Below are 18778 nucleotides of genomic sequence, written 5' to 3'. Positions count from 1 at the left end.
TCCCTAATATTTTTCCATAAATTTCTTTATATTATTTACATAAGCGCCAAAAATATCAGTAATATATTGTTTATCAAAGATGTCAATAATATAATCCCATGAAATCTTCAAATATCCCAAATCATCTCTTACATGGTGATCTAAAACCACCTGCGGTGTTTGGCTTATCGCATATTCTTCTTTGAATGAATATCTTTTTTTTGTTACCTTAGACACATTCCCCTCCAGCATACAAGTAAACACTACTGGCATAATCGCTTTTCCTGCTCTACCTGAAGAAAGCATTTTTAATATATTGCTTCCTTCAAATTTTCTATATTGAACTAACCGCCACATCTGTTCTTGAGTTGCTCGAATAGCATCCAATAAAGAATCCGTTTTTTCTTGGTATGATATTACTGCATTGTTAGTAAATTCACCCAGTATCCCATTCACATCTTCATGCAATAACTGTCTATTAAACAATGTTACATTTATGGAAAGTCCTGGAGTTTCACTATATTGTGCCAGTGTTTTCATAAAAATTGTAGAAATTACTGCAGCAGGAGTAAAATGATAGTTTTTTATTTTCTGATATAATCGTTGTGTTTCTATAAAAGAAAAATCACATTCAATTCTATCAAATCTTACATTCTGCACTTCTGCAAATTTTTTCTGGTAATTCAGTTTGGGAAAGCTCGGCATATTTTTTACTTTTTCTTTCCAGTATTCTTCAGCTTCCAAATCTCCTTTATCTGTTTTTAATCTCATGTAATTCATAAAAGAGATTCGTGGAAATTTAACATCTTTTCCATAGTACAAACTGAAAATCTCGTTCAACAGTAATTTTGCACTCCATGCATCCAAAATAATACAATCAAAATCTACATGTAAAACACTTGTCTTTCCTAATGTTTTCCCAACGCAAAAATGGAACATGGGCCATTTATAATAATTATACCTATGATGACTTCTCTCTAGCCGCTTTTGCTCTCTATCATTCCCCTCATATAATGAATAAACTGGCACAGAATAATATGGCACATTATCTAAAAAACTCGCTTTCCCCTCATGTGTTACAATCAACCGTAATGCATCATTTTTAGAAATAACCAGATTTATCATTTGCTCAAGTCGTTCAACATCCAAAGATTCTATTGTATATTCGATGTAATAATGCGCATTTATATTTCCCAACTCACACCCAGCCGTTTGTCCCACAACATAAGCTGTTTGTATTGATGTTAATGGAATCACATTTTTTTCGATCATTCGAAAGAAATCTAAAATTTGACCTTTAGCCATTTTAAGAATCCTTAATGTTTCCGGTGCCAATTGTCTGTTTTTAGATCTGTATCGAATTTTCTCCCCTTCTCCCCAAATTTGAATGCCATTCTCTCTAAGTTGCTCCAAAAACTCCAAAATATCGGTATCATTATTAAATATGTATTTACTCATTACGTTTCCTCTAATATATATCTTTCGATTTTGCTGATAGTCGGATACTCAAATAACTTGCCGATATCCATAAAACACCCTATTTTCTCCGTCATTTGGTTAGTAATTTGTATTGCCTGTATCGAATTTCCACCTATTTCAAAAAAGTTATCATTTATATCAATATTTTCAATTTTTAAAACTTCTCTCCAAATTGCGAGTAATTGCTCCTGAAGTTGAGTAAGCTGTTTACAATTATTATTCTTTTTAAAAATAGGCTTTCTATTTTTTTCTGCAACAATCAAAATTTTATGAATATCCTTTTTCCCATTTGAATTAAGCGGAATAGCATTCGTTTTAATATATTCTGTTGGAATCATATAGATCGGAAGATCTTTTTTTAACATTTCCTTATAAAACTTGTCTATCCGGTCACGATACCTTTTTTCCTCTACTAATACAGCACATATGTCTTCTATCGCATTATCCCTTTTAAAAAAAACAAACGCTTCAGTTATACCTTGAATCCTTCGTAATGCAGCTTCAATTTCGCCCAATTCTACCCGATATCCATTGATTTTTACCTGATTATCCAATCTTCCAAGAAATTCAATATTACCTTCATTCCAATACCGTCCCATATCTCCAGTACAATACAATCGTTCCCCAGTTCTATCTAAAACAACAAACTTTTCTTCTGTTTTTTCATTATCGTTTAAATACCCCTGTGCAACGCCATCTCCGGCAATATAAAGTGTTCCCGGTACCCAGTCAGGGCAATCTTCCATATTCTGATCCAGAACATAATACTTCTGGTTTGCAAGCGGTTTCCCATACGGAATACTCTTCCAATCTTCCGGCACAATCTCTGGGATCTCGAAATGATTGGACCAAATACTGCCTTCCGTCGCTCCTCCAAGTGCAACAATCTCAACATTCTGAAACAGATTACGGATTCTCCCCGGAAGTGAAACCGGAACCCAGTCGCCACTCATCATTACCAACCGCAACGATTGTGAAGTTACCTGCCTTTGATATTCCTCATATTCTGCCAGCATTTCTACAAAAGCTGGCACGCTGTTCCATACGGTAATATTCTCATGATTCAACCAGTGAATCCAATGCGCTGGATCTTTTCCATATTCCGGATCCGGAAGAACCAATTTCCCACCTGCGCCTAAAACGCCAAAAACATCATAAACAGACAGGTCAAAATGAAGATTGGAGATTCCAAACGCCGTATCCTGTTCTGTAATCTGATAGCGTGCATTGATATCCAGTATTGTATTCACTGCATTATGGTGAGTAATCATTACTCCTTTCGGCATCCCGGTTGTTCCCGACGTATAGATTACATACGCAAGGTCTCCCGCCTTATTCTCCTGTGCTTTGTATTCAGAATCGGTTTTTAATCCAGACACAGAAATACAATCCCACTCGTGCAGCCATTCGGTATCCTGATCATACGCCTGATTCTGCACAAGAATGATTCTTGTTCCACTGTCACGGAGAATCTTTTCAACTCGTTCTCTCGGATTATGGATATCTATCGGAAGATATGCGGCTCCGGCAAACAGGATTCCATAAACAGCAACTACCTGCTCCCACCCTTTTTCCATAAATACAGCTACCGTCTCTTCTTTTTTTATTCCCATGCTCTTCAACTGCCCGGAAATGTAAAACGCCTCTTCTTTTATCTCCCGATAAGTCATCCGCCTGCTGCACGTTACCAGCGCCTCCTTATCCGGAAATTTGTCTGCCGCCTCCAAGAATAATCCATCCAACGTTTTCTCTTCAAATTCAGCCGCCGTTTCATTCGCCTGACGCCGTTTTTCTGAAATTTCCGCTGTTACCAGACTTGCCGTTTTTTCCTGCATGATCTCCGGATGAACTGCTAGCGTATGAAGCAGGCCGGTATATGCCCGGAACATCTCATCCAGCATTCCCGGATAAAATAATTCGTCCACGGAATCCCAAAACAGGCATAAACAGCCATCCATTTCAACCACCTGATGATCCAGCCACACCTGCGGCGTCTGTGAAATGTTATAGTTCAGTTTTCCAAGCCACTTTCCTTCATTCCACTGCTCCACGCCAAGGCCACTGGTAAACACTACCGGCATAATAGCGCCCCGCATATTTCCAGTCTTTTTCTTTAATTCGCGCTCCAGTTCAACCGCGCCATAAGCTGTATGCTCCAGATCTTCTGTAAGCTGCTTCTGAATTGCCTTTGTCCTTTCCGCAAAATTATTCCCTGCATTCTTTATCTCCAGCAATGTCAGTGTTGTAAAATCTCCAACCAGATTGTTCACTTCCGGATGCAATTGTTTCCGGTCAAACTGCGTCAGATTAAGTGTAAAATCCTTATTACTGCTCCACAAGCGGAGAGTCTCCGCATAAGCACTCATCAAAAGAACAGAAGGCGTTACCTCCAGTCTTCCCGCCGCGTCTTTTACAGACTGCCATTCTTTCTGTGACAGTTTTGCGCTCCGGCGACAGAAACGCTGCTCTGTAATCTGGCTTTCGTTCTTTGCAAGCGGCAGATCCGGTGCGTCCGCAAAAGTCTCCACCCGGTCTTCCCAATATTTTTTATCTTTCTCATAAGCAGAGGTAGACTTTATCTGCTCCAGTCCCAGCACGTAATCCCGGAAAGACAAAGTAATCGGCATTTCCGCTTTTCCATTTCGATATACTTCTGCCCACTCATTTAAGAGATGGAACATACTCCAGCCATCAAAGATAATATTATCAAAACTGATATGGATTCTATGCTTCTGGTCCTCTATTTTAGTGATTCGCACATCAAACAGAGGCCATTCATCTGTCTGAATTACCTGATGAGACATCTCTGCCCGTTTTTCATCCAATGCCTTTTCTTTTTCTGTCACTTCCAATTGTCGGATATCCGTCACGTCAATATGATACTGGGGAGTATTCTCCAGTATGCGCTGCATACCATCCGGCTGGATAATAACACGCATCATCCCGTGCCTCTGTATCAACAGATTCCATGCCGTCTCTGCGCACTCAGTATCAAGGCCGTCTGCATCCAGTTCAAAATAACAGTGTGTTGCAACATTTCCCAATTCATACAATCCGCTTCTGCCAAGCCAGTAAGCATACTGCACATCGGTTAATGGGAACGAATGATATGCTTCCTCCAGATTCGGTTTGATCTGCAGTGTATCTTCTTCTTTCTGTTCGGACTGTTCAATAGCTTTTGCCAGAGATTTTACGGTCAGATTTTCAAAAATCGTACTGATCGTTATTTTGCAGCCGAAGGTTGTCTGTACTTCCGAGATCAACCTTGTGGCAATCAGCGAGTCTCCCCCAAGGCTAAAATAATTATCTTCAATTCCGATATTTTCATATCCAAATAATTGTTTCCAGATATCTAAAAGCTTTTCTTCTGTTTCTGTCGTTGCCTTTGAAAATCGGATAACCGCAGTTTCTTCTTTAAAATCTTCCCGCAATTGCTTCCTGTTAATCTTCCCATTGGACAATGTTGGGAGCTGCTCCATGAAATGATAGTTCTGTGGAACCATATACTCCGGCAGTTTTTCTGACAGATATTCCCTTAGTGCTCCATTATGATAGGACAGGACAGACGCCTGCTGTCTGCTGCAGCATATACATCTTCCATATCTCTCTGTCACAGCACAGTCTTCGCCCAATCCTGCCTCTGATAAACATTCTCTCCACAGCAGGCAGTCCGGGGTAACCAGCCCTGCTTCTTTTCTCTTGTCCCGAATATCCGCAAAACCATTTTCCAAAAAAGCCGCTGTAAGTTCCTGAAGGTATGTCCTTACCACAAGGTCAGTCATCAGCAATATTCCGTTTGGCTTCAGTAATTCCGCTACTTTCTTTACCGCATCCGCAGCATCAATATTTCTATGTAAAGCATTTACCGATATCACAACGTCATAACTATGCAAGGACATCTGCTGCTTATCCATGCCTTCTTCCAGATTCAGCATCTCAAACTCGACTCTCTCATATCCCGCAAGTTCTTTCTCTGCTTCCTGCAGAAAATATTTTGAAGAATCCGCATATGTATAAGCCACGCTTACATCTTCCAGTGCATTCAAAAACTGTCTTGTAATTGCAGTGTCCCTTGTACCAATTTCTATAATCTGGAGTGGCTCTTTTCTGCGTTCTTCTGCCAGAAGCCTTAATCCCTGCACCAGTCTTTCCACTGTTTCCTCGCAGCCCGGAATCCTCCGAAGCAGCATATTCGGAGCCAAAGCCGGCTCTTTCTGGTAGAATACGTCCAGCGGAACTTCATTCCCAGTAACCATATGCTTCAGATACGGCTTCAGTTTCTTAAAATACGTTTCCGCATCTCCAGCTTTTTCCGGTACAGCCACTTCCTTCCCGGTACGCGATAGTCTGCCGTCCTCTTCTCTCAGGATTCCTTCCTTCTTTAAAATTTCCAACCATCTTGCCACAGTATTCTTCTGTGTTTCCGTAATGCTCCCTTTTTCAAAAATTTCCTTTTGCGAAAGAACTTCCTTCTCTGATACAAAAATGCCTAACTCTATGAGTGTCTCCAGCATAAGCTGTACACATCTCTGGTCTGCATAGGCAAGGAAATTTTTGTATGCTGTCTTCCGTTCCTGCTGCATCTGCCAATTGCTGACATCATCCTTCAGTTCTTTCCAGCCTCCGCCAAAGATATCTGTGCCGTACAAATACGTTGTAACTTTAGAATCTTCCTGTATCGGCGCTCCGATATAAGCAGCCAGCGTTTTATTGCCATGACCATCACTAACTGTATCAACAACTGCATGAGCCACACCCGGAAACTCCTGAATCGCATGTTCAATTTCTCCCAATTCAATCCTGTGTCCACGGATCTTTACCTGATGATCTTTTCTTCCCAAAAATTCAATTATCTCATCATCCCAGATTCTTCCGAGATCACCGGTCCGATACCATCTTCCATACTGATCTGTGATAAATTTCTGCCCCGTAAGCGCAGAATCTCCCCTATATCCTTTTGCTACACCAAAACCGCCAATCCAGAGTTCGCCTTCTGCCCAGTAAGGGCAATCCCTTCCATACTCATCCACAACACGATATGCCTGATATCTGAGTGGCTTTCCATAGGGAATAGATTTCCAGTTTTTCGGCATCGGCAGGGTAACATTCTGATAATTGGACCAGATACTTGCCTCTGTAGCTCCTCCCATAGCGACAAACTGGCAATCCTCTGTCCATGCCGCAACCCTCTGCGGGAGATCCATCCCAATCCAATCTCCGGAAAGCATAACCGCCCTGATCGGCAGTTTCTGTTTCATGGATTCCGCCCGTATCAAAAGCATATCCAGAAGCACCGGCACTGAATTCCAAACGGTAATCTGATATTTCAACACTTGTTCCAGCCAGTAATCCGCATTCCTTCGCTCCTGCTCTGGAAGCAATACCAATGTTCCTCCTGCGCCTAAAATTCCAAAAACATCATATACCGACAGGTCAAAATCCATAGCTGATACAGCCAGCGCCCGATCTGCACTTGTCACATGGTACTTTTCATTAATATCCTGAACCGTATTCCATGCGCTTTCATGCGCAATCTCTACACCCTTCGGAACACCTGTAGAGCCTGACGTCATGATGATATAGGCGCTGTCCTTCGGCGACACCTCTGGCATTCTCACATTTTCCTGTCCCTCTTCCATACCTTCCATCACAAGGATTTCCGTACCTTCCGGCCAGTCCAGTTTTTCGGATAATTCCCGATTCGTGACCACATAGCGGACTCCCGTCTTCTCATGGATTAACGCTCTCCGATCTTTAGGCTGGCTTAAGCTGACCGGAAGGTATGAATTTCCGGAAAGCAAAATTCCTAATGCCGACTCGATCTGTTCTATCCCGCGCGGCAGGGTAAGTGCAACCGGGACGCCCTTAATATCCTTTTCTGAAATTCCTGCCGCCACTGCTGTTGCCCGTGCTTTTAATTCCCCATAGGATACCGATCTTCCGCTTCCCGCATCAATAAGCGCAATATCTTCCGGGCAAACTTCCGCATGGTTCATAACAGCCCAATGCAGGCATTCCACACGCTCCGGCACTCCTGTACGCGCTGTATCTTCAATTTCTCTTTTTCTTTTTTCAGGAAGCACATCAAATCTCTGATTCCAGTCCTTCTTTCCCAATTCATGCAGAAGAATCTCAAAACTCTCCAACATATCCGGGATCATATTCTCCGGGAATAACTCATCCACGCTGTCCCATGTAAGCTGTACGCCATTTTCATCTTCATAACTCTGAAAATCATTCCACACCTGCGGCGTCTGGGAAATCATATAGGAAAACTGCCCCAGTTCATTCCGGAACGTATCATTTACCAACGGCGTTCCCAGATTGCAGGCAAAAACAACCGGCGCCACTGCCGATGCGTCCCCACACATCTGCGCAATGTCTCTCTGTACTTGCACGCCGGAATATGCCGTATACTTCATATCCTCATGAAGCTGCTTCTGAATCCTGTCCAACAATTCCGCAAAAGTCGGATTTTCTTCGCAGTTAATCTCCAGCAATAACAGAGTAGTAAAATCTGCTATTACTTCCTCTAACCCCTGCTGCTCTGTTTTCCGGTTAAAAAACGGAATGTTAATAAGGAAACAATGATTCCTGCTCCATCGTTCCAGAACCACCGCATATGCAGTAAGAAGAACCATTGCCGGAGTTGTCTGGTATTTTTTTGCCCGCATTTGCAAATGATCCCATTCTTCCTTTTCGATTCTCACAATCCTGCGGTTGAACACCGTTTTTTCCACTTCTTGCGGACGTTTTGCCAATGGAAGGTCAGGGCCTTTTGGCAAATGCTCTAAACGATTCTTCCAGTATTTTTCTGCGTTTTTCCGTTCCTCCCCTTCTTCCTGTTTCTGCCGTTCTAGATAGGAAGCAAAATTCCACCCTTTTGATTCTTTCGGCAGGTTTTCCCCTCGGTAAGCAGATGCCAAATCCCTCAATAATATCTGCAGACTCTGTACATCAGCAACCAAAAGTGCCATGTCCACATGAAGGCGTGCCTTATTTTCAGGAAAAAGCGTAAGCTCTATTCCTGCTACTTCGCCTTCCTCAATCTTTAACTTCCGATGGGATAAACGTTCTCTGACAGATACTGCCATTGCCTCTGCTTCCTCAGATGACATCCGGGAAAAATCATGAACCTTTATTTTTTCACAATACGGCTTATCCAGGATTTTCTGTGTTCCATCATCCAAAAAGCAGGCGCGCAGCATAGGATGATGATACTGCAGTACATTCCATGCTTTTTCCAGACGCTCCGGATCTATATTTCCCCCATCAAACTCTAAATACGCATGACAGTCTATTCCTCCAAGAGCCTGTTCTTCATCCCTGCCAACCCAATATGCATACTGTACGTCTGTTAAAGGAAACGGCTGTTTCATATCCTTTTCCGGCGTTATCTTAGATTCTTGCGCCCGTTTTTTGCCCGCTTTTTTCTTCATGCTGCGCTGGATCAGCGCCCACCAGCCTTCAAGGGTAGGATTTTCCATCAATGAACCGAATGAAACCTTAACCCCCTGTTTTCTCCACTGGTTTACCAGACGCATGATTGTCAGGGATGAAAGCCCAAGCTCCAGCAGATTTTCGGAATCCCCCAAATCTCTGGCTACCGGCAGCTTTTGTTTGATCTGTTCCTTTATCTCTATATATTCCATGATTCTGTCTCCTTCTATTTTTCCTGCGCCATACGTTCTAATGCTTTCTTATCTATTTTTCCTACGCTGGTCAGCGGCCATGTCTCTACCCGTTCTATCTGATCCGGCATTTTATACGCCGCAACGCCTATTTCCCGCAGGAACCTGTGTATTTCCTGCAAATCGATCCCGGCTTCATCATCGGTCACAAGGAATGCACATATCCGGTTTCCAAGGGTTTCATCCATAACGCCGACAACGGCTGCCTCTTTGATTTTCGAATGCCTGCAAAGATAAGCTTCAATCTCTGAAGGCATGATCTTTTCTCCGGCGCGGTTAATCTGCTCTTTGATCCTCCCGCCCAAACGTAACCTTCCGTCTTTCGTCCACATAGCTTTATCGCCCGTCCGGTAAAATCCGTCCGACGTAAAGCTCTTTTTATTCGCTTCCTCCGCCATATAATAACCATCAATCGTATACGGGCCTCTGGATAATAATTCCCCAAAAACTCCTTCCGGTACGGCCTTATCTTCTTCATCCACAATCTTCACTTCATCCGCAGGAGACACCGGAGTTCCCTGGCATCTTGCGATCAGGGAACCTTCATCCTCCGGGCTAGTAAAGGACAGTAGCCCCTCCGCCGTACCAAATACCTGCATCAGTTTACACGGCCATTCTTCAATGATCTTATCCGCAAGGGAATCTTCCAGCATTGCGCCGCCCACCTGCAAAATCCGCAGGCTGGATATATCATAATCTTCATCCCATTCCAGCATTTCCATGCACACAGTAACCATAGCAGGAACCAATGCCGTTATCGTGACACCTTCCTCTGTAATTGCGTCAAGGATATCATCCGGGCTGGTCGCAGACGCAAGCACAACTTTTCCTCCCACGTCCAGCGTGCCTAAAAGCCCCGGGCAGCATAACGGGAAATTATGAGCTACCGGAAGAGACGCCAGATAAACGTCACTGCTATCCAGACGGCATCTCTTCGCGGACATGCGGGCATTATACATATAATCCGTATGGGTGCGCGGAATCAGTTTCGGAACCCCTGTCGTCCCGCCGGACAGCAAAAGCACCGCCGTTTCATACCCATCCACAGCCGGAAATGCTCCATTTTCTCCATACGTTTCCGCAATCATTCCACTGATATCCCCGGATTCGCTATCTACAAATATATGCCGGATACATGAATATTTCTCTTTCATCGCATTTGCCATCGGCACATATGAAAATCCCAGATATTTCTCCACCACAATATAAGCGGCCGGCTTTGCCAGTTCAATAATTCCTTCCAGTTCCGCCTCCCTGTGGGCCGGCAGCATCATGATTGGCACCGCCCCAATCTTGGAAAGCGCAAAAAACACGATCACAAAAGAAATCCTGTTCGGAAGCTGCACAAGCACTTTGTCTCCCTTTAAAATCCCTTTACGCAGAAAAGCTGCCGCAAGACAATCTGCTTTTTGCTTTAATTCCATATAACTGATCTCGTCTTCACTGTCCGTGACCGCAATTCTTTCTCCATATTTTTCCGCCCACCTATCAAGCTGTTCTCCAAATCCACATCTCTCCCAGCCTTCCAGATTCTCATATTTGCTCATATCTTTCTTATAACCCATTTTATCTGTCTCCTTTCTCATGCGCCGCCACATACGCAGCATATCCTTTGATCCTGACCGGATACAGAAACCAGTCCTGATCTTTCTTATCTTTTTCTGCAATTTTCTCGTTTCTGACAGAGAAGAAATCCATTCCTCTTCCTAATCCAATTCCAAGCGCCTTTACATATGCCTCTTTCGCCGCCCAGTACTGGAAAAACAGATCCGGTCCTTCATTTTTTACATCTTCCGCTTCTTCTGCAGTATAAAAATTTTCCGCTATCTCCCTATAGTCCGGGCACTCTGCCATCTCCTGCACATCTACTCCGATATCCATTCCGACAGCGAATACCGCCAGTATGAATTCACCCGAGTGCGAAATGTTAAAATCCACTGTCCGCTTTCCCGCAATCTTTTTATGATAAGGCTTACCCAGTTCATTGACAGAAAAATCAATCGTTTCCATATCTAAGTATCTTTTTAAGAGGATCCGCACGACAACCTTCCCGGCTATATAACGCATCCTGTCTTCAGGAAAACGGAATCTTCCGGCTTGCTCCAATTCCTGCCCACTCAGGATATATTCATGGTTCTTCCAGAAATCTGTCATTTCAGGCCAGCGGATACACCATATATGTATCTCATTTTCACGGATATAAAGTTTGTCTGCTGACAGAAATTCCTTTTCTCCGTATCGTTTAATCTCCATTTTTCATTCTCTAAAGCAGTCTCATGACCTCACTTATTACTTCGTCTTCACAATCCCTCAGATAAAAATGTCCTCCCGGAAATATCCGGTAGTTAAAATCATCGTCCGTATACTTTCCCCATTCCAAGATCGCACTCTCATCCGCTTCGTCGTCCTTTTCTCCGCCAAATGCAGAGATAGGTGTATGCAGCACTACTCCCGCTTTATCATAATACGTTTCATCCATGGTAAAATCCGCCCGCAGCATAGGCAGAAAGAAATCCAACAATTCCTGATTCTCTAGTATCTCTTTTGGCGTCCCTTCAAATCTTCCCAGTTCCCTCTTAAACGCTTCATCCGGAAGATGATAGATTGGATTTGGCTCCGGAATACTAGGAACCCGGCTGCCGGAAATAAACAGACATTTTGCAGTATATCCCGCTGCCTCCAACCGTTTTTCCAGCTCATAAGAGATCTTCCCACCCATACTGTGTCCCCATAAGGCATACGGTCCGTACACAACCTTTCTTACAGCCTCTTCCAGGTCATCTAACATAACCGACATATCTATATACGGTTTCTCCATGATCTGTTCTTCCCTTCCCGGAAGCTGAACTGGACATACCGTTACTTTCCCCTGCATCTTTTTCGCCCACTGGTTATAAGCAGAAGCACCGCCTCCCGCAAATGGCAGACAAAACAAGGTTATTTTCTCTTTACTAATATTTTCCGTATTTTTTATCAATTTCATATTCACTTTTATATTCCTCTGGCATAATGTTCTTTTTCTCTCTGTTTACCATCATTTTGTAATATGTTTTTCTCAATCACTTCTTATTTCTACCTGTAATTAGTTACATCTAACTCTTTGTCAAAAAAATTTTTGATCCATCCCAATATCAAACCGGACGCCAAAACAATATGCGCTACCATAATCCCGTTTACGATCAGGGAATATCCAATCACAGAAAAAACACCTGCTATCGCGCATTCAATAACTAAAATTACCCTCGCGCGCATCCCATAAACTTTTTTCTCTTTCGCATCCAACTTCTTGCTGCTGGCATCTACCGGCGCCATGATAAATATAACGCCAACCGCGACAAACCATATGATCCGCATTTGCCATATTACAGCCGGAGCAGACGCCAGATACAGACTGCATAGAAGGACAAGGATACCGGAAACAGCCATGCAGCCCCCTGCCTTTTCCAAATGAATCCCTCCGGCATACTGCCTTAAAACAGTAAAGGGCAATAAAAAGACTATCATCTCCATCCAATTCCCCGTTATGATGCCAAGTATGACGATGATAAGGTATATTACCACCCTGCCCAGCAGTACGCCGTAAGCATATTCATACAGCCTGCGGTCTTTCTCTTCAAGAATCCCATTCCTGCTTTGTAGTTCAAAAAGCCGACCAGCCATTTTTTTCCACACTAGAATTTCCTCATTTTCTTAACTTCTTCCGGCTCATCTTCCTGATAGTACAGCCAGTTGCACGCCAGATTTGCCGTATACGCCGTCAAGCAGAGTGCAAGACAGTTTACAGCTCCAAGCAGTTTGATTCCCATGTTTTTTCTGATTATTTTTTTCATAGTTACAAAGCCTCCTTTTTTCCGAAAGTTTACACAAAAATCGCCCTCTTTTCAATTACCGTGGCAAAAACGGTAACTTTTTGGGCGATTTTTGCACGTCCTTATTTGATTGTAAAGATCAGCTTAACAGAGAACTCCCGTTCTCCTGCCTCCACTCGCATAATTCCCGCATACTTTTTAACCAGTTTTCCAACCGTGTGCAGTCCGATCCCGTGACTGTCCGCGTCTCTTTTGGTGCTTATGTACCTGTCCTTGTCCTTTAACAGAGGGACGACATACCCATTGCAAAATTCCATGACAAGGAAATGCCCCGCATTTCCCATATACATCCTGCATTCCACATATCTGCCATCTTCTGTCTTTTCTGCCGCTTCCAGTGCGTTATCCAAAAGATTCCCTACGATCGAGATCAAATCCAACTCTTCCAGAAAATCCAGTCTGAGATCATTACCCAGAGTAATCCTATAGGATATATCCTTAGATTCTGCAAGAAATTTTCTTTCACATAGGATGCTGTTCAAGATCGGATGCTCACAATATACACTTTTTTGAAGATTCTGAATCCGGACGCCTAAATGTTCCATGATGTCCTTAACCTCTTGATTCTCTCCTTCTTCTATCAAGCCGGCTACTGTACAGATAAATTTATTTATATCGTGTAAGAATGCTCTGTTATCCTCATTAACCTTATTCATATACTGCAGATTGGCAATCTCCGCCCTGCTTTTCTGGTATAGCCGGTCCATCTTCTTCACTTCTTCTGATTTTTCTACAAACCTGTCAAATACTGTGAAAATGAAGATATTCGTCATTAACAGAAGCGAAGCTCCTACCGGAACCATAACCCTGTTCATTCCTTCAAAAGAAATATTTGAATAAAACACACATCCTAATATAATGATCGTAGCGGTTGGCAGCATGAGCAGCACAGTAAAAGTTTTATTCTCAATCGTCAGATAATCCCTTTTCCTTGTTACCTGATTAATGCATTTAATAAACAGAAATGTCATGGTACTCATCAGCAGGAGTGCTAATGTCTTTTCTGTTTCAGTCCTGAAGCCCTCGGACGCACCAGTCACGCCATATGCATTCGTAAGTGCCGCAAAGAGAAATTCGGGAATAATTGCCAGCACATAATAGCAGCATACCGTAACCAGCTTCTTCCATATATTTCCCCGGAACACAACCATAGACGCAATCATATAGATTACCGGAATCATTACCATATTAAGTATTGAGGATTCCAGGCGGTTGGTTCCGAACATTGCCAGTGCTGCGATACAATATACGAGAAATTTTTCCCAGAATCTTTCTCTTCTGTATGGGAGTATGTTCTTTTCCAAGTCCTCCAACAGATACATCTGAAGAAGACAAATCAAATAATCTCTTATTATCATACCATGCCGTTCCTTTCCCCAAGAAATGTTATCAGTGCGTCGGCAAACTGTCCTTTTCTCGACCTCGAAACATTCAACTGGATTCCAAACGGCAGCAACGCAACGTTCTTTTCCAATCCTTCCACTTTTGCCAAATTCACAATATAGCTGTTGTGTGCATACTCAAATCCCCTTCCGGCCAGACACTCATACAGATCACTTAAAGATTCCTTGCAATGCATCTCTTCTATCTTTCCCTGTCTGGCAATGTATATCGTACAGCCCCTTTTCGCCAGACAGATATATAAAATGTCTTCCGTATGGATGCGCATTATCCTTCCCGCCGATGTAACTGTCACGGAAGAATCTCCACAGCACAATTTCACTTTTAATAAAATCATAGGTATTTCCTTTTTCAGACTTCTGTCATGCAGATCCTTCATGATGTACCGGAACGGTTGTCCAACATTAATGCTGTCAGGAGTCGGTTCAAAACAGCCGGAGCAGAACACCAATATCGCTGCTTCATTATATTCCCTCAGCTTCAGTACTGTTTTATTTCCATCCAATCCAGGCATACGCATATCCATAAAAATCAGATCATGCAAAATATCCGCATCTTCCAATAATTCTTTTCCTGATTCATATTCATAAAACCGTATCTCATTCGAAGACAGAATCCCTTCCGTTTCTATGACCGTCTTTATTTTCTCCCTGTATTCTTTATCATCGTCGCAAATTGCTATTTTACACATATTCATCCTCCAGTGTTAGTTTCTTCTAACCCTTTCCCATAAAAAAACCATCTTGCAGAATCTGAATCCTAAGATTATTTGCCTGTTCCTATAACTCCGGTTCCAAATCTGCAAAGATGGGATCTTCAAAAAATTCCTGTATTGTAATATCCAATCCATCGCATATCTTTTTAATTGTAACTACGCCAGCATTCCTGCTTTGTCCATACAAAATATTTTTCAGTGTTGAAGGCGGGACGCCTGAGCGCACCGCCGCTTCATTCACTGTGATATCTTTCTGCTTAATCAGATCGTTTAACCGATATATGACCGCTGTTTTTATATCCACGGTATCGACCACCTTTTTTTCTTCTATTTTATATAAATCGGCTTTAAAAGGTCGCCCATATATAGTCTTTTTGATCTATGCACGATATTTATTTAACAGTTTTTCTTATTCTAGCAGAAATCCGCTAAATTTCTATATTTTATTAGATACATGAAACCCTGTGAGAACATTTCTGATCCTACGCAGGGTTTTCCACTTTGTTATAAAATTTTTATATTTTGCAGTATGCTGGATCGGAGTTATCATTCAACTTTCCTTCTGCTGCCGATTGTAAAAACATATTTTTACGAATAAATATTCAGCAGTTCTTCCGGAGAAAGCAGTGTAATCCAAAAGGAAAGAAAATCCTTTTTATTCCTTGTCACAATCGCATCACACTGATTCTCCTTCGTACAAGTTGCAAGTAGGCAGTCTTCAAAATCAGATACTCTCTGCAAATAAGCAGGCAGCACATCTTCGTTCGTCACTGTCAGCACTTTTGCTATGTCCAAAACGGAGCCAAGTGCCTTTCTATAAATTTATACCGTTCTTACATCCCGATCAGCTCCTCTCTCCAGCTCATCTTTTCCCTGCTTTTCTTGGATTTTTCTCTTATTGATTTCCAGTCGTTCATGAATAGATGGCTTCTTTGCCTTCGTAGTTGCTTTATTCTTTTCTGTTTGCATACTCGAAACTACCTTTTTCACAGCTTTGTCATTATCCCCTTTTGTCACATTCGCTGCTCTTGACGCTTCTACTCTGCTGTCCTGCTTTTCTGCAACCTGCCGTTCCTGCTTTTCCTGCACACTTTTTTCTTCCAGACTGCAAAAGCTCTGCAAATATGGCAGCACATGGTTCTGCATATCGGTCAGATCTTCCATACACTTCTGAAACTCTTCATTTCCCTTGTTTTTCAGATAACCAATCCAGCTTTCATCCGTAAGTTTCAGTTCATTTTGGAGTTTCAGCTGACTTAAAATACCGCCATTTCCTGTTCCAATATCTATTTTCCCTTTGAAATGTTGCATCATTTTATCGCCTTTTTCCGCATAATATATAGTAAAAAACATCTGGGCTGTTACCATCGGCTCATCCGTCCTCGGATTACGGTCTGCGTACCATTCCTTATCCTTCTGTGCAGTACGGGAATCCAGATCTGAGAGCTTCTGACAGCGTGGTTCCATCAGCTCTCGCTTTTCACAGTAATTCACATACACCATCGGCTCTGTTTCTTTGGATATATCTGGTTCGTAGGATTTCAGCCGTTCCAGCAAAACACCTGCCCACACGGACTGCTCACAGTCTTCTTCAATCACATCCTTCAGAAAGGAAATATAAGAACCAACATTTCCACTTTGCAGATCCAGCATGACTTCCTGTATGGTATCCTGCCCTGGCTCTACATGGTCCCGATAGTCATACGGATCGAAGTCTTCCGCAATCTCATCCAATGCTGCTGCCAGTTCTTCTGTTGTCATTTTTTTCGGATACATTGCCTCACGCACATCCTGAATCGGGATATATTTATAATCAGGCAATGCTTTATGAATCTTCTCCAAACCTTCACGCACCACCGGCTGATCTTTTAAAAACCGCACATTATCCAAGAAGTCGCCGTGTATCGTTGTTCCCATTACAATTAACAGTTCTGTTTCATCAAACAAGCTATCCTCCGGATCACGATAAATAATCCCCATTCCACTGCCTTTATAAGCGTTTTCCGGATCTTCTCTGTACTTCTCATAGATTGCTGCGATTTCTTTCACATCTGTGCTTTTCTCATAAGCTCCCATATCATGAATTTCATCACATTCTGCAGCATAATATTCCAGATAAGCTTCTTTCTTAGGCGGCATATTATTGAGTACATTATCAATCATGTTATAATTGGCCTCTTCCAGTTCCTCCACCTTTGCCAATGGCTTATATTCGCCCTGGCTTTTCTGAATCTCTGCCATTACAACTTCATCCATTTCTTCTACTTTCTCCATCAACCGATCATAATCTCCACGGATGCGTTCTCCAGTCCAGCCTTCGTCTTCCAAAAGTTCCTCCGCCGCTTCTTCAATAGAAATTTCATCATTCTCATAAACGCCACCATCCATCAAGCGGAAATCTTCATCGTAAAAGGAATAATCATATCCTTCTTCTGTTCTCTGAATAGCAAAGTAACGTTCTCCTACCTCATATGCCAGTTCACTAAGGACCTGTTCTTCCAGATTCAGGAAAGAATCTAGCTGTTCAAAACTGATACTGTCTACAAAATGAGCAGTTACTTTTTCCCCGTCATTCAGAACTACGATATCACTGACAGACAGGGAATGCCCACGGAAATCTTCCGGTCTATCAATGTTGAACCTTTCAAAAATATCATCCAGTGACATATTTCCTGATAATTCACCAACATAGACCAGCTTGTAATCTTCTTTTTTTATCTTCATACCATGACTTTCAATAAAACTCATATTCATAAAAGCATAGTTTTCGCCCGGTGAATCATCCCGGATCTGATAAATACCAAATACCCTTCTTGTTCCTAACAACAGGTTTGCTTCTTTCAATGACTGAATCTGTGGATATTTCTGCATTTCCCATTCCAGGTTACGGAAACGCTCCAGTTCTGTCATAGACATCTGATAATGCTCTGGTCCTCGTTCAATTTCCATACGTTCTGTGACATACATCGGTGATGAAAAATTAGTGATCAGATAGATATCTGCTCCTGCATCGTATAATTTCAGTGCTTCTTCCTGCTCAATGACACTCATAGGCTCCTGAAATGCTCCTAAATTTTCTTCTGCATAATCTAGGTTGTTATCCTTTATCCGTTCCCACATCTGCAATTCCATTCCAAACAAACCGTCGTGTGCCTGTATCATTTCTTTACTCGCATATTCACCTTTACTGCCATCACTTCCAAGGCAATAAATCTTAGAACCCATTCTGTGATAATCCAAGGCTGCTTCTTTTCTAAGTGGCACCATATCTTCTGCTGTATATCCATAGTCACGTAATTCCAGCTTACCTATGGTTGGATCCAGCAGTTCTTGAATATCCATTCTTGCGTCATCCAGCAAATCCTCTACACCTTCTTGATCTGCCTGACTCACTGCATCTGCCAGATTTCTTACCAAATTCCTAACTTTCTCTTCCTCGCCGATCAGATTCGCATATTCAAAAATCTGTTCTTTTACATCTGTTGAAAATTCTATATCTCTACGCTCTGCCTGAGCAATCCGTTCCTGCGTATATTCCTGCATTTTCTGCGTTTCTTTTCCTGTTATCATACTTCTCGCCATTCAAATTCCTCCTGTGTTCTAAAAAATGGCATAACAGGCAGAACCTTCTTCTACCAAATTAT

At 42.3% G+C, this 18778-nt stretch carries 12 protein-coding genes; all 12 read right to left on the bottom strand.

What is annotated here, in order from left to right; translation table 11 throughout:
* Positions 1–3: 3 nt before the first annotated feature.
* Positions 4–1437, bottom strand: a complete 1434-nt coding sequence (locus tag V8Q34_RS02085; RefSeq protein ID WP_335834717.1) for a condensation domain-containing protein — start codon at positions 1435–1437, stop codon at positions 4–6.
* The gene (locus V8Q34_RS02080; protein WP_335834716.1) at positions 1437–9110 is read right to left on the bottom strand and encodes an amino acid adenylation domain-containing protein; all 7674 of its coding nucleotides are present in this window, start codon (positions 9108–9110) and stop codon (positions 1437–1439) included. Before V8Q34_RS02080 ends, V8Q34_RS02085 begins: the two co-directional genes overlap by 1 nt.
* A gap of 14 nt (positions 9111–9124) precedes the next feature.
* The gene (locus tag V8Q34_RS02075; protein WP_335834715.1) at positions 9125–10714 is read right to left on the bottom strand and encodes a (2,3-dihydroxybenzoyl)adenylate synthase; all 1590 of its coding nucleotides are present in this window, start codon (positions 10712–10714) and stop codon (positions 9125–9127) included.
* A gap of 1 nt (position 10715) precedes the next feature.
* A complete protein-coding gene (locus tag V8Q34_RS02070) occupies positions 10716–11402 on the bottom strand; it encodes a 4'-phosphopantetheinyl transferase family protein (RefSeq protein ID WP_055650137.1) in 687 nt (228 codons plus the stop codon).
* Positions 11403–11412: 10 nt separating this feature from the next.
* Positions 11413–12132, bottom strand: a complete 720-nt coding sequence (locus V8Q34_RS02065) for a thioesterase II family protein (RefSeq protein ID WP_335834714.1) — start codon at positions 12130–12132, stop codon at positions 11413–11415.
* Between the two features lie 89 nt (positions 12133–12221).
* Positions 12222–12821: an accessory gene regulator ArgB-like protein gene (locus V8Q34_RS02060; protein ID WP_055650139.1), complete on the bottom strand. Its 600-nt coding sequence runs from the start codon at positions 12819–12821 to the stop codon at positions 12222–12224.
* Positions 12821–12979 carry a cyclic lactone autoinducer peptide gene (locus V8Q34_RS02055; protein ID WP_055650140.1) on the bottom strand — a complete coding sequence of 53 codons (159 nt, stop codon included), beginning with the start codon at positions 12977–12979 and terminating at the stop codon, positions 12821–12823. The genes V8Q34_RS02060 and V8Q34_RS02055 overlap by 1 nt, the downstream gene beginning before the upstream one ends.
* Positions 12980–13080: 101 nt before the next feature.
* The gene (locus tag V8Q34_RS02050) at positions 13081–14376 is read right to left on the bottom strand and encodes a sensor histidine kinase (protein ID WP_117576643.1); all 1296 of its coding nucleotides are present in this window, start codon (positions 14374–14376) and stop codon (positions 13081–13083) included.
* Positions 14373–15110, bottom strand: coding sequence for a LytR/AlgR family response regulator transcription factor (locus tag V8Q34_RS02045; RefSeq protein ID WP_008688094.1), 738 nt, complete (start codon positions 15108–15110; stop codon positions 14373–14375). Before V8Q34_RS02045 ends, V8Q34_RS02050 begins: the two co-directional genes overlap by 4 nt.
* A gap of 88 nt (positions 15111–15198) precedes the next feature.
* The gene (locus V8Q34_RS02040) at positions 15199–15438 is read right to left on the bottom strand and encodes a helix-turn-helix domain-containing protein (protein ID WP_008688092.1); all 240 of its coding nucleotides are present in this window, start codon (positions 15436–15438) and stop codon (positions 15199–15201) included.
* A gap of 284 nt (positions 15439–15722) precedes the next feature.
* Positions 15723–15929, bottom strand: coding sequence for a PIN domain-containing protein (locus V8Q34_RS27485; protein WP_024728263.1), 207 nt, complete (start codon positions 15927–15929; stop codon positions 15723–15725).
* A gap of 27 nt (positions 15930–15956) precedes the next feature.
* Positions 15957–18716: a YodL domain-containing protein gene (locus tag V8Q34_RS02035; RefSeq protein ID WP_055057313.1), complete on the bottom strand. Its 2760-nt coding sequence runs from the start codon at positions 18714–18716 to the stop codon at positions 15957–15959.
* Between the last annotated feature and the right edge of the window lie 62 nt (positions 18717–18778).

Origin of the sequence: Blautia sp. JLR.GB0024 (genome assembly GCF_037000545.1) — a bacterium.
In the GTDB taxonomy this organism is placed as follows: Bacteria; Bacillota; Clostridia; order Lachnospirales; family Lachnospiraceae; genus Blautia; species Blautia celeris.
Note: the sequence above shows the minus strand (reverse complement) of the source record. Positions and strands in the feature narration are given on the sequence as shown.

Bases quoted from the DNA above. Each gene is read 5' to 3' on its own strand.
- V8Q34_RS02085 (WP_335834717.1), bottom strand. From the start codon at position 1,437: ATGAGTAAATACATATTTAATAATGATACCGATATTTTGGAGTTTTTG.
- V8Q34_RS02080 (WP_335834716.1), bottom strand. From the start codon at position 9,110: ATGGAATATATAGAGATAAAGGAACAGATCAAACAAAAGCTGCCGGTA.
- V8Q34_RS02075 (WP_335834715.1), bottom strand. From the start codon at position 10,714: ATGGGTTATAAGAAAGATATGAGCAAATATGAGAATCTGGAAGGCTGG.
- V8Q34_RS02070 (WP_055650137.1), bottom strand. From the start codon at position 11,402: ATGGAGATTAAACGATACGGAGAAAAGGAATTTCTGTCAGCAGACAAA.
- V8Q34_RS02065 (WP_335834714.1), bottom strand. From the start codon at position 12,132: ATGAAATTGATAAAAAATACGGAAAATATTAGTAAAGAGAAAATAACC.
- V8Q34_RS02055 (WP_055650140.1), bottom strand. From the start codon at position 12,979: ATGAAAAAAATAATCAGAAAAAACATGGGAATCAAACTGCTTGGAGCT.
- V8Q34_RS02050 (WP_117576643.1), bottom strand. From the start codon at position 14,376: ATGATAATAAGAGATTATTTGATTTGTCTTCTTCAGATGTATCTGTTG.
- V8Q34_RS02045 (WP_008688094.1), bottom strand. From the start codon at position 15,110: ATGTGTAAAATAGCAATTTGCGACGATGATAAAGAATACAGGGAGAAA.
- V8Q34_RS02035 (WP_055057313.1), bottom strand. From the start codon at position 18,716: ATGGCGAGAAGTATGATAACAGGAAAAGAAACGCAGAAAATGCAGGAA.